The 11,955-nt window shown below is 72.7% G+C and carries 11 protein-coding genes; 2 read left to right on the forward strand and 9 right to left on the reverse strand.

The window, feature by feature from the left end:
• Positions 1-5 precede the first annotated feature (5 nt).
• From ACF073_RS12685 to ACF073_RS12715, 7 genes are read right to left on the reverse strand one after another with little or no spacing between them, the layout of a single operon-like run.
• Positions 6-1,031: a 2-hydroxyacid dehydrogenase gene (locus ACF073_RS12685; protein WP_392069144.1), complete on the reverse strand. Its 1,026-nt coding sequence runs from the start codon at positions 1,029-1,031 to the stop codon at positions 6-8.
• The gene (locus tag ACF073_RS12690) at positions 1,028-2,101 is read right to left on the reverse strand and encodes an ABC transporter ATP-binding protein (RefSeq protein WP_392069146.1); all 1,074 of its coding nucleotides are present in this window, start codon (positions 2,099-2,101) and stop codon (positions 1,028-1,030) included. Before ACF073_RS12690 ends, ACF073_RS12685 begins: the two co-directional genes overlap by 4 nt.
• Entirely contained in the window at positions 2,079-2,906 is an 828-nt protein-coding gene (locus ACF073_RS12695) for a DeoR/GlpR family DNA-binding transcription regulator (RefSeq protein ID WP_392069148.1), read from the reverse strand. The genes ACF073_RS12690 and ACF073_RS12695 overlap by 23 nt, the downstream gene beginning before the upstream one ends.
• Positions 2,903-3,991 carry an ABC transporter ATP-binding protein gene (locus ACF073_RS12700; RefSeq protein WP_392069150.1) on the reverse strand — a complete coding sequence of 363 codons (1,089 nt, stop codon included), beginning with the start codon at positions 3,989-3,991 and terminating at the stop codon, positions 2,903-2,905. Before ACF073_RS12700 ends, ACF073_RS12695 begins: the two co-directional genes overlap by 4 nt.
• Positions 3,988-4,812, reverse strand: coding sequence for a carbohydrate ABC transporter permease (locus ACF073_RS12705; RefSeq protein ID WP_392069152.1), 825 nt, complete (start codon positions 4,810-4,812; stop codon positions 3,988-3,990). Before ACF073_RS12705 ends, ACF073_RS12700 begins: the two co-directional genes overlap by 4 nt.
• On the reverse strand, positions 4,809-5,693 hold the full coding sequence (locus ACF073_RS12710; RefSeq protein WP_392069154.1) for a carbohydrate ABC transporter permease: 885 nt from the start codon (positions 5,691-5,693) through the stop codon (positions 4,809-4,811). Before ACF073_RS12710 ends, ACF073_RS12705 begins: the two co-directional genes overlap by 4 nt.
• Positions 5,693-7,117 (reverse strand): ABC transporter substrate-binding protein, encoded by a 1,425-nt coding sequence (locus ACF073_RS12715; protein ID WP_392069156.1) that lies wholly within the window; start codon positions 7,115-7,117, stop codon positions 5,693-5,695. The genes ACF073_RS12710 and ACF073_RS12715 overlap by 1 nt, the downstream gene beginning before the upstream one ends.
• Before the next feature lie 179 nt (positions 7,118-7,296).
• On the opposite strand from ACF073_RS12715, the gene ACF073_RS12720 reads away from it, so the two are divergent.
• Together ACF073_RS12720 and ACF073_RS12725 are read left to right on the forward strand one after the other, a co-directional pair.
• Complete coding sequence (locus ACF073_RS12720) at positions 7,297-8,739, forward strand: FGGY-family carbohydrate kinase (protein ID WP_392069158.1); 1,443 nt, start codon at positions 7,297-7,299, stop codon at positions 8,737-8,739.
• On the forward strand, positions 8,736-9,344 hold the full coding sequence (locus tag ACF073_RS12725; RefSeq protein WP_392069160.1) for a histidine phosphatase family protein: 609 nt from the start codon (positions 8,736-8,738) through the stop codon (positions 9,342-9,344). The genes ACF073_RS12720 and ACF073_RS12725 overlap by 4 nt, the downstream gene beginning before the upstream one ends.
• Before the next feature lie 211 nt (positions 9,345-9,555).
• Here the strand turns inward: ACF073_RS12725 and ACF073_RS12730 are convergent, their stop codons facing one another.
• Positions 9,556-10,941 carry an amino acid permease gene (locus ACF073_RS12730; protein WP_392069162.1) on the reverse strand — a complete coding sequence of 462 codons (1,386 nt, stop codon included), beginning with the start codon at positions 10,939-10,941 and terminating at the stop codon, positions 9,556-9,558.
• A gap of 121 nt (positions 10,942-11,062) precedes the next feature.
• Entirely contained in the window at positions 11,063-11,953 is an 891-nt protein-coding gene (locus ACF073_RS12735) for a TauD/TfdA dioxygenase family protein (RefSeq protein ID WP_392069164.1), read from the reverse strand.
• Positions 11,954-11,955: the final 2 nt, after the last annotated feature.

Consider the following 11,955-nt stretch of genomic DNA (forward strand, 5'->3'; position numbering starts at 1 on the left):
TCTCCTCACGTCAGACGGTGCGCGAGCGGCTCCCCGCGCAGCCAGCGCCCCACTTCGCCGGCGGCGATCCGCGCGGCCTTCTCGGCCACCGCCCGGCTGGCACCGCCCAGGTGCGGGGCGAGCACCACCCGGTCGGACAGCTCCCGCAGCGGGGAGCCGGCCGGGAGCGGCTCCTCGGCATAGGTGTCGAGGGCCGCGGCCGACAGCCGGCCCTCCGCCAGCGCCGCGCACAGCGCGTCCTCGTCCAGCAGCGGGCCCCGGGCCGCGTTGACCACCACCGCGCCCGGCGGCAGCAGCGCCAGCTCGCGGGCGCCGATCAGGCCGCGGGTCTCGGCGGTGAGCCGGGCGTGCAGGGTGATGACGGACGAGCGGCGCAGCAGCTCGTCCAGCGACTCCAGGCGCAGCCCGTGCACCTCGCCGCGCACATACGGGTCGTACACCATCACCCGCGCCCCGAACGCGCACAGCACCCGGGCGACCCGGCTGCCGACCGCGCCGTAGCCGACCAGGCCGACGGGCAGGTCCTCCAGCTCAAGGCCGCTGTGCTCGTAGGTGTAGTACGCCGAGCCCGCCCAACTGCCCTGCCGGGCCAGCGCGTCGTGGACCTGCGGGATGCGGCGCAGGGCGGCGAGCAGCAGGCCGACGGTGAACTCGGCGGTGGCGGCGGCGTTGCGGCCGGGCGCGAAGCACACCCGCACGCCGTGCCGCCCGGCCGCCTCCAGGTTGACGTTCACCGGTCCGCCCCGGCAGACGACGACCAGCCGCAGCGCGGGGCAGGCGGTCAGGACGCGCTCGGTGACCGGGCCCATCTGGGTGACGAGCACCTCGGCGCCGGCCAGCGCCGCGATCAGCTCGTCCTCGGCGTCGCTCGCCTCGCTCACCTCGGCCACCGGACCGAACGGCGTCAGCGGCCAGTCCAGCGTCAGCTCCCGCACCGCGCAGTCGGCCTCCTTCGCGAGGGCGGCCGTGATGAGGGAGGGCAGGACGAAGTGGTCGCCGGCGGCCACCACACGCACAGCACTGGAGGTCATCGCAGGGAATCTCCCGTCTCGGCGTCGAAGACATGGGTGAGTCCGGCCGCCACCCGCACCGGCTCGTCGTGGGCGAGCCGCACCTCGGGCCCGGTGAGGACCACCAGACGGCGCTCCACCCCGTCCAGGGCGAGGGTGGCGATGCCGGACTCCAGCAGGGGTTCGTGCGCGACGACCCGGGCGGGGATGCCCTCGGCGCCGGTCAGGGTCAGGTCCTCGGGGCGGATCCCGACCAGCACCGGGCGGCCCTCGGGCACCGGCACGGGCAGCGGCACGCGCACCCCGGCGGAGAGCCGGGCGCGGCCGTCGGCGCCGGCGATACCCGGCAGCAGGTTGATCGCGGGCTCGCCGACGAAGTCGGCAACGAAGGAGGTGGCGGGGTGGTCGTAGATCTCGTACGGGGTGCCGAGCTGCTGGATCACGCCGTCCCGCATGACGGCGATCCGGTCGGCGAGGGACAGGGCCTCCTCCTGGTCGTGCGTGACGAGGATCGTGGTGTGGCCCGCGTCCCGCTGGATGCGCTTGAGCTCACGGCGCGTGGTGTCCCGCTGGGCCGCGTCCAGATGGGACAGCGGCTCGTCGAGCAGCAGCACGTCCGGCTTCCTGATCAGCGCCCGGGCCAGGCAGACCCGCTGCTTCTGCCCGCTGGACAGACCGGCCGGGCGGGCGCCGAGGACCTCGGTGAGACCGACCCGTTCGGCGATCTCGGCGACCTTGCGGGCGACGTCGTCCCCGCGGGCCTTCCGGCGGGCCTTCAGCCCGAACGCCAGGTTCTCCGCGACCGTCAGCGGCGGATACAGCGCGTAGTTCTCGAAGGCGACCCCGATGTTCCGGTGCCGCGCCGGACGGTCCACCACCGAGGCGCCGCCCACCAGGATGTCCCCGCCGGTCACCGCCTCGAGGCCGGCGATCATCCGCAGCGTGGTGGACTTCCCGCAGCCCGACGGGCCCAGCAGCCCCAGCAGTTCACCGGGGGACAGGCGCAGGTCGATCCCGCGGACCGCCCGCACGGGCGGGCGGCCCCGCGAGTGGTAGGTCTTGCGCAGCTCACGTAACTCCAGCGCGGTCATCGCCCTCCCTCGGATCGGTGGCGCACACCTCGTAGCGCACCTTGTGCTCGTCCAGGTCGCGCAGCGCCTCGGGGGCCGCACCGTCGTCCACCAGCAGCAGGTCGAAGCGGGACAGCGGGGCCACCCGGTGCAGGGCGACCCGGCCCAGCTTGGTGTGGTCGGCCAGCAGCACGTTGCGCGCCGCGACGCCGAGCATCGCCCGCTTCACCGAGACGATGTGCTGCTCCTGGTGGTAGGCGTAGCCGCCGTGCACGCCCGAGGTGGACACGAAGCCGACGTCGACGCGCAGCTGCCCGACGGCCTCCACGCAGGACACCCCGAGGAAGGAGGAGTGCAGCGGGTCGTAGTCGCCGCCGAGCGCCATCAGGTGGATGCCCCGCTGGTCGGCGAGGAGATTGATCGCCTCCAGGAAGTTGGTGACGACCGTGAGCGGGGTGATCTCGCCGAGGCGCAGCCTGCGCGCTATCTCCAGGGTGGAGGTGGAGTCGTCGAGCAGGATCGCCATGCCGGGCTCGATCGACCGCATCGCCCGTTCGGCGAGCGCGGCCTTCTGCGCGCGCATGGTCTTCAGCCGGTACTGCACGTTCGACTCGAACACCCCGGACGGCTGCGCGGTCACCCCGCCGCGGAACTTTCTTACGATGCCCTGCCGTTCGAGTTCGTCCAGGTCCCGGTGGATGGTCATCAGACTCACCCCGAACCGCTCGGCCAGCTCGGCCGCGGTCGCCGACCCCTCGGCGAGCACGCGTTCGGCCATCGCGGCCTGCCGGGCCGCGGGTCCCTGCTGTGCACCATTGCTGCTCATCGCTGCTCTATCCGTCGTCCTGGGCGCCGCGGCCGGTCGGCCTCGAACAGCAGCAGGTTCTCAGGCCGGACGGCCAGACGGACCGGGTCGTCGGGACGCAGTCCGGCCGTTTCGCTCCGGGCGGCGACGAAGGACAGCCGCTGGGCGCCGATCCGCACGGTCACCTCCACGGACCGGCCGAGCACCTCGGTGACGTAGACCGTGCCGGCCAACCCGTGCCCGGCGCCGGCCGGCGACACGTCCCGGGGCCGCACACCGGCCAGCACCTCGGTGCCGGCCGCGATCCGCACCGGCAGCGGCAGTTCCAGGGCGCCGTCCGGTGAGCGGAAGCGGCCGTCCTCGGTCACCGTGCCCGGCAGCAGATTGATCCGGGGCCGCCCGAAGGCCCGCGCCACCTCGGTGTCGCGGGGCCGGTACCAGATGTCCTCCCGGGTGCCGGTCTGCACGATCCGCCCCTCCCGGATCACCCCGATCCGGTCGCCGAGCGCCAGCGCCTCCACGGAGTCGTGGGTGACGTACAGGGTGGTGGTGCGCCGTACGGCGCCGAGCGCCTTCAGCTCGGCCCGCATCTGCTGGCGCAGCTTGGCGTCCAGGTGGGACAGCGGCTCGTCGAGCAGGAAGGCGCGGGCCGGGCGGACCAGCACCCGGCCGAGCGCGACCCGCTGGCGCTGCCCGTTGGACAGCTGGGCCGGCATCCGGTCCAGCAGGCCGCCGATCCCGAGCAGCCCGGCGACGGTGCCCACCCGGTCCCGGGCCTCGGCGGCCGGCAGCCGGTGGCGCGGGGAACGCAGCGGCGAGACCAGGTTGTCGTACACGGACCGGTGCGGATACAGGGCGTAGCTCTCGAAGCACATGGCCACGCCCCGGTCGTAGGGCTCCACGTCCCGCATGTCCCGGCCGTCGATCTCGACCGTGCCGGCGTCGGGCCGCTCCAGACCGGCGACGGTCTTCAGGGCGGTCGTCTTGCCGGCCCCCGAAGGCCCGAGCAGGCAGAAGAACTCGCCTTCCCGCACATCGAGTTCGAGCCCGTCCAGGGCCGCTGTCCGGCCGTACGCCTTGTGTACGCCGCGCAGCGCGATGCTCATGACTTCACCGCCCCGAAGGACAGGCCGCGCACCAGGTACCGCTGGATGGTCAGCGCCAGCAGCAGCGGCGGGACGGCGGAGACGAGCGCGGCGGCGGCCGTGAGCTGGTACTTGGGCCGGTCGCCGCCGAGGAAGGACAGCGCGCCGACGGTCACCGTCTGGGCCGAGCTGGAGGTGAGGATCAGCGGGAAGACGAAGTTGTTCCAGGCGAAGATGAACGCCAGCAGCGACACGGCCGCGATGCCGGGCCTGACCAGCGGCAGCGCCACCTTGAAGAACGCCTGCCTGCGCGGGTACCCGTCGAGCAGCGCGGCCTGCTCCAGCTCCGGGGTGAGATCGGCGAAGTACGAGCGCATGATCCACACCACCAGCGGCAGGGTGACCAGCTGCAGCACCCACACCATGCCGGCGTACGTGTCGAACAGGCCCAGCTTCCGGTACAGCACGAACAGCGGGATGATCACGGTGAGTTCGGGCGCGAAGCGGAACGACAGCAGCAGGAACAGCAGGTTCTCCGAGCCCCTGAACCGCCAGCGCGCCGAGGCGTACGCGGCCGGCAGCCCGACCACCAGCGACAGCGCGACCGCGCCCACCGACACCACCAGGCTGTTGACGAAGAAGCGGACGAACGGGATGCCCTCGCTGCCGCCGAGCACCGTGCGGTAGGCGTCCAGGGTCGGGGTGAAGGAGAAGTAGGTGCTGAAGAGCTGGTCGGCCGGCTTGAGGGAGAGGATCAGCATCCAGGCGACCGGGAACAGCGCGAAGGCGAAGTAGAGCAGGAGGGCGGCGTCCGCCAGCAGGCCCCACAGCCGCTTCCTCATGCGGACACCTCCGCGGCCTTCCGCTGGATCCGCCCCAGGTACCGGACCAGCACCGTCGCGGCCAGGTACACCACCGCCCACAGCACGATCGTGTAGCTGATCCCGAAGGAGTACCGCTGGAATCGGATCGCCTCCAGATACGCCCGGATCTGGAGCACCACGGTGGAGTCGCCGGGCCCGCCCTCGGTCAGCGCGTAGATGATGTCGAAGACCTTCAGCGAGTCCATGAACCGGAAGATCACCGCCACCAGCACATACGGCCACAGCATGGGCAGGGTCAGCCGGCGGAAGGTGTACCAGGGGCCGGCGCCGTCCACCGCCGCCGCCTCGAACGGGGAGCCGGGCAGCGAGCGCAGCCCGGCCAGGGCGAGGATCGCCACGAACGGGGTGTAGACCCACACGTCCACGGCGATCGACGACAGCAGCGCGCCCGTCGGGGTGTCCGTCCACTGCACCCCGCCGAGCCCGAACGGCTTCAGCAGATGGTCGACCACCCCCACCGAGGGCTGGAGCATCAGCTTCCACATGATCGCCGCGATCACCGGGGCGATCATCAGCGGGAGGATCAGGATCTTCTCCAGGACCCGGCCCACCAGGGACGAGCGGTGCAGCAGCAGGGCGACGGCGACCCCGAGCAGGGTCTCAGCGCCGGCCGCGCCGAGCGCGTACAGCACGGTCACCCACGCCGAGTTCCAGAAGGCGTCCTGGGTGAACACGGTCTCGTAGTTCGCGAGGCCCACCAGGTCCGGGCGCGGCTCGGCCGCCGAGAAGTCGAACAGCGTGTAGTACAGGCCGAGTCCGAACGGATAGAGGATCCCGCAGGTCAGCAGGAGCGCCGGGAGGACGAGGAGATACGGCCGCAGCGCCGGGCGGACGCGCATCAGCCGACCTTCGGCCGCAGGTCGTCCGCGAGGCCGTCCAGCACGGACCGGGCGCTCTGTCCGCCGTAGATCTCCTGGAGGGCCGCGGCCCAGCTGGTGGTGGCGTCGAAGAACTGGGCCTGCGGGGTGAACTGGATCCTCGTCCGGTCCACGACCGTCTCGAAGGTCTCCAGGAAGCCGGGCAGGTGCCGCATCTTGTCCTTGTAGGCGCCGTCCTGGCTGATCGACCTGCGCACGGGGTCGATGTGGTCGTCGGTGAGCGCCGCCCGGCGCAGATGCTCCTTGCCGGTGGCCCACTGCAGGAACAGCCAGCCGGCGCTCTTGCGCCTGCTCCTGGCGTTCATGCCGAGCGACCAGATCCACATGTTGGTGGCGAGCGAGCCGTCGGGCCCCTTCGGCCCCGGGTGGAAGGCGATCTTCCCGGAGGCGGGGGAGGCCCCGCGCACGGCCTGGAAGTAGGCGGCCGTGTCCGCGTCGAAGAGCATCCCGGCCTTCTTCGCGCCGAGGTCGGCGGAGCACTGGTACCAGCTGTACGACGTCCAGGACGGCGGGCCGCCCCGCCGGACCATGTCCGCCCAGTCCTCGGTGAACGCGACGGCCGCCGGCGAGTTCATCGCGGGTGTGAGCTTCCCGCCCTCGACCGTGAAGTCGCGCAGTCCGTTGCGGGCGTACATGGTCATGAACCCGGGGTGGATGGTGGCCCAGCTGCGCGACCCGCGCACGGCGATCCCGTACATCCCGTCGAACCCGGCGCCGGGCGCCTTCTTCTTGATCGCCCCGGCCAGCTCGCGCAGTTCGTCGAAGGACTCGGCCGGCCTCAGCCCCAGCTTGCGGAACACCTCGGTGTTGTAGGCGACCACATTGGTCTCCCAGCCCCACGGCAGCGCGTACTGCCCGCCCCGGCCCAGCGGCGCCCCCGCCTTCAGCGACCACTGGTCGGCCTGGAGCAGGTTCGGGAAGAAGTCCGCCTGGTCCCACTCGGCGCCGGTGGCCGAGGAGTTGCGCATCCACGGGCCCAGGTCCTCCAGCCAGCCCGGGGGCCCGTACTGCCACACCATGTAGGCGCCGAGCATGAAGACGTCGTAGGAGGCGCGTCCGCTGGACAGGTCGACGGTGAGCTTGTCGAAGTAGTTGTCCTCGGGGAAGACGTCGTAGCTCACCTCGATGCCGGTCCGCTCGGTGAACGACTTCAGGTCCGCGATCAGGGCGTCCGTGTACGGGTGCTTGTTCAGCAGCGCCTTGATGGCGGTGCCCTTCTCCCGCTTCCAGTCGAAGGCCCCGGTGACGTCGCCCGCGGCCGAACCGCCGCCGTCGCCGCCGCTGTCGCCGCCGAAGCCGGCGCCGCACGCGGAGAGCAGCGGGGCGGCGGCGAGGGCCCCGGTGAGCGTGAGGAAGCGTCGGCGGTCGTGCGCGTGCCTGTCCATCCGGGACCTCCGTCGGTGGGGCGGTGGGGTCGGGCGGGTTAACAGTGCGAGTCGACTCGACAACAGAGGGTGTAACGGCACGGGAGGGCCGTCAATCCCTTGCGCACGGGGAAATCAAGGGGAAATCTCGGAGAGGAGTGGGAAGTTCACAGGCTCGGTCGCGAAGTGCGGAGGTCGGGATGGACGAGGCGTGGCTCGGGGTGGACCTCGGCACGCAGGGGGTACGGGCGCTGCTGGTGGCGGCGGACGGCGAGGTGCTCGGCAGCGGCTCGGCGCCGTTACGGAACGGGCACCGGGCGGGCGTCCGGCACGAGCAGGACCCGGCGGAGTGGTGGACCGCGGTGTGCGCGGCCTGCCGGACGGCGCTCGCCGGGGCGCGGGCCAGGCCGGCCGGGGTCGCGGTGTGCGGGACCTCCGGGACCGTGCTGCTCACGGACGACGGCGGACGCCCGCTGGGGCCCGCCCTCATGTACGACGACCGGCGCGCGGCGGCCGAGGGCGCCCGGCTGCGGTCGGCCGGGCTCGCGGTGCAGGACACCTGGGCGCTGCCCAAGGCGCGCTGGCTGACGGCCGCGCACGGCCCCGGGCGGATCGCCCACCAGCCGGACGTGATCACCGCCGCGCTGACCGGGCACCGCGTGCCCAGCGACTCCAGCCACGCCCTGAAGACCGCCTACGACCTGCGCCGCGAGTCCTGGCCCGAGCTGACCGGACTGCCCGCCGGCACCCTCCCGGACGTGGTGCGCCCCGGCACCCGGCTCGGCGAGGTCTGCGGGGCCGCCGCGACCGCCACCGGCATCCCCGCCGGCACCGCCGTCATCGCGGGCATGACCGACGGCTGCGCCGCCCAGATCGCCGCCGGGGCGCTGCGGCCGGGCGCGTGGAACTCGGTGCTGGGCACGACGCTCGTACTGAAGGGCGCGGCGTCGGCGCCGGTGTCCGACCCGGCCGGCGTGGTCTACAACCACCGCGCGCCCGACGGCACCTGGCTGCCCGGCGGCGCCTCCAGCGTCGGCGCCGGCGTCCTCACCGCCCGCTTCCCGGGCGCCGACCCGGCCGCCCTGGACGCCCGCGCCGCCGCCTTCGAGCCGTCCGGCGCCGTCGCCTACCCGCTCGTCTCACCCGGCGAACGCTTCCCGTTCCACGCCCCGGGGGCCACCGCCCTGCTGCTCGGCGACCCGGAGTCGGACGCCGACCTGTGGGCGGCCCTCCTCCAGGGCGTGGCCTTCACCGAACGCCTCTGCCTCGACTACCTGCACCAGCTGGGCGCCCCCCTGGACGGCCCGCTCACCGTCACCGGTGGCGGGGCCCGCAGCGCCTACTGGACACAGCTGCGCGCCGACGTCCTGGGCCGCCCGCTCACGGTGCCGGCCCGCACCGAGCCGGCGCTGGGCATGGCGGCGCTCGCCGCGTACGGCACCGGGGCGGGGGCGGGGCTGGCCCAGGTGGCGGAGGGCATGGTGCGCCCCGGCGCGACGGTCGAGCCCCGGCCCGGCCGCACGGCCCGCTTCGCCGAACCGTACGCGCGGCTGGTGGGGGAGCTGGAGGCGCGGGGCTGGCTGCCGCGCGCGGTGGCCGGGCATGCGCGGGCCCGGCTGGGCCGGAATACTCCGGGCTCATGAGTACGACCCTGCTGCTGGCCCGTCACGGGCAGACCGTCTGGCACGCCGAGAACCGGTACGCCGGGGTGAGCGATGTCGCCCTCACCGACACCGGGCGGGCCCAGGCCGAGGCGCTCGGCCGCTGGGTGCTCGCGCACCCGGTGGACGCCGTGTGGACCTCGCCGCTGTCCCGGGCGGTGCTCACCGCCGGCCCCGCCTGCCGGGCCCTCGGCCTCACCCCGCACCGCGAGGACGGCCTGCGCGAATGCGACTTCGGGGTGGTGGAGGGCCGCACCCTCGCCGAGTTCGCCGAGGAGGACCCCCGGGCGGCGGACGCCTTCCGCGCCGACCCGGTGGCCCATCCCTTCCCGGGCGCCGAGGAACCCGGCGCCGCCGCCGCCCGGGGCACGGCCGCGCTCGGCCGGATCGCCGCCGCACACCCCGGCGGACGGGTCCTCGTCGTCGCCCACAACACCCTGCTGCGGCTGGTGCTCTGCTCCCTGCTGGGCATCGCGCTCGCCGACTACCGGCGGGTCTTCCCGGGGCTGCGCAACGCGGCGGTCAGCGAGATCCGCCTCGACGGGCGGCACACCGCGCTGCTGTCGCTCAACACGCCCTGCGAGTGAACGGGAAGACCCCCGTGAGTCAGGTCCTCACGGGGGTCTTCTTTTCTCCGCCCGCCTCCGTGAAGGGTGAGAAGACGATCACGAGGCGGGACGCTCAGGGCTTATTGCGAAGAGCTTGCAACTGCACGCTACCAATAACAAGGCCGGAACGACAGAAAGGCCCCCACGCGTCGTGCGTGGGGGCCTCGCCGGGTGCGGCGGACGGGGGGCGTCAGCGCCTGGCCCGCGCCCGCTGCCAGGCGTAACCGACGGCGGCCAGGGTCAGGGTCATCGCGCCCGTCGAGTACAGCTGGACACGGGTGTCCGCCTCACGGGCCATCAGTACGAAGATCGCGGCCATGGCGGCCAGGGCGATCCAGGTCAGCCACGGGAAGCCCCACATGCGGACGACCAGCTTCTCGGGGGCCTCGCGCTCGATGCGGCGGCGCAGCATCAGCTGGGAGACCGCGATGAAGATCCAGACCACCAGGATGACCGCGCCGATCATGTTCAGCAGCCAGGGGAAGACGTCATCGGGGCGCCAGTAGCTGAGCAGCACGCAGACGAAGCCGAAGAAGCACGAGGTGAGGACCGCGATCCGGGGCACCCCGCCGGACAGCTTCGCCAGCGCCTTCGGGCCCTGGCCGCGCTCGACCAGCGAGAAGGCGATGCGCGAGGAGCCGTAGATGTTGGCGTTCATCGCGGACAGCAGGGCGACCAGCACGACCACGTCCATCAGCCGGCCCGCGCCGGGGATGTCGAGGTGGTCGAGCGTGGCGACGTACGGGCCCTTCTCCACGACCTCCTTGGAGTCCCACGGGACGAGGGCGACGACGACCGCCATCGAGCCGATGTAGAAGAGCGCGATGCGCCACATCGCCGTGCGCACGGCGGACGCCACACCGCGCACCGGGTTCTCCGACTCGGCCGCCGCGATGGTGACCGTCTCCAGGCCGCCGTAGGCGAAGACCGAGGCGAGCAGGCCGACGAGCAGGCCCTCGCTGCCGTGCGGCATGAAGTCGCTGAGGTTCGAGGTGCCGGGGGAGTCCGTGCCGGGCAGCACACCCGCGAGGGCCAGCACGCCCAGGATCAGGAAGAGGCTGATCGCGCCGACCTTCAGCGCGGCGAACCAGAACTCGAACTCGCCGAAGTTCTTCACGGCGGCCAGGTTCGCCCCGCAGAACACCACCATGAACAGCGCGACCCACATCCACTGCGGGGTGCCCGGCACCCAGCCCTGGACGATCTTCGCCGCGCCGATGCCCTCCAGGCCGACGGCCGTGCACAGCAGCACCCAGAACGACCAGCCCGCGGCGAAGCCCGCCCACGGGCCCATCGCCCGCTCGGCGTGCGCGGAGAAGGAGCCCGAGGACGGGTAGGCGGCCGACATCTCGCCGAGCATCCGCATGACCAGCATCACCAGCAGGCCGGAGACGGTGTAGGCGATCACGATGGACGGTCCGGCGGCGGCGATGCCCGCGCCGGAGCCGACGAACAGACCGGCGCCGATCACCCCGCCGAGGGCGATCATCGACAGATGGCGCTGCTTGAGGCCATGGGAGAGGGAGGTGCCCGCCTGGTCCTGGGGCGGCGTCTCGGTCGTGGTGCTGCTGGGCATGGGCGCGGCTCTCCCAGTGCAATAGGCGGGCAAAAACCCCGTCAGTCTGGGCGGCCCGTCCGCTCAGACGAAGGGGCTGCCCAGTATCCGGACACTCGCGGTACGAAGGGTGAATATACGGTTACCCGGCCACGCTTGTGTAGTGCGAGGCGTCACCTTCGATCGCGTAGCTCTCCTTGCCCTCGATGCCGACCGGTATGTCACCGGCCACGGTGACCCGGTGCAGCCGGCGCGGCAGACCGTCGTAGTTGTCGATGGCGTAGTGCTGGGTGATCCGGTTGTCGAACAGCACCAGCTGGTTCTCCGACCAGCGGTGGCGCAGCACGTTCTCCGGGCGGGTGACATAGGCCTGGAGCAGGTCGAGGATCTTGCGGGACTCGCCCGCCGACAGGCCGACGATCCGCTGGGCGAACCCGCCGATGAACAGCCCGCGCTCGCCGGTCAGCGGATGGACGCGGACCACGGGATGGGCGGTGCGGTACCGGATCGAGGTGAACCGGGCGCGCTGCGCGGCCCGCTCCTCGTCGATCTCCTCGTCCGGCACCGCGTAGTCGTAGTCGTTGGTGTGCTCGGCCCACAGGGTGTCGGCGAGACGGCGCAGCGGCTCGGGCAGATCGCGGTAGGCCCCCGCCGCGCTGGCGATCAGCGTCTCGCCGCCGTACGGCGGGACGGTGAGCGAACGCAGGGTGCTGGCCTGCGGCGGGTTGAGGACGAAGGTGACGTCGGTGTGCCAGTGGTTGGCGCGGCCCCGCTCGCTGTCGACCGGCAGCACGTTCGGGGCGCCCTCGACCGCGCCGACCGTCGGGTGGGCGGTGGTGAGGTCGCCGAGGTGGCGGGCGAAGGCCTGCTGGCCCGCGTCGTCCAGGTGTACGTCGTCGAAGACGAGCGCCTTGTGGACGTCGAGGGCCTCCCGGATCGCGGCGACCTCCTCCGGGGCGAGCGGCCGGGAGATGTCGGCGCCGAAGACATGGGCGCCGATACGGGCGGTGATCTTGGTGATCTCCAGGGACACGG

Source organism: Streptomyces sp. NPDC015171, from assembly GCF_043079545.1.
GTDB lineage: Bacteria > Actinomycetota > Actinomycetes > Streptomycetales > Streptomycetaceae > Streptomyces.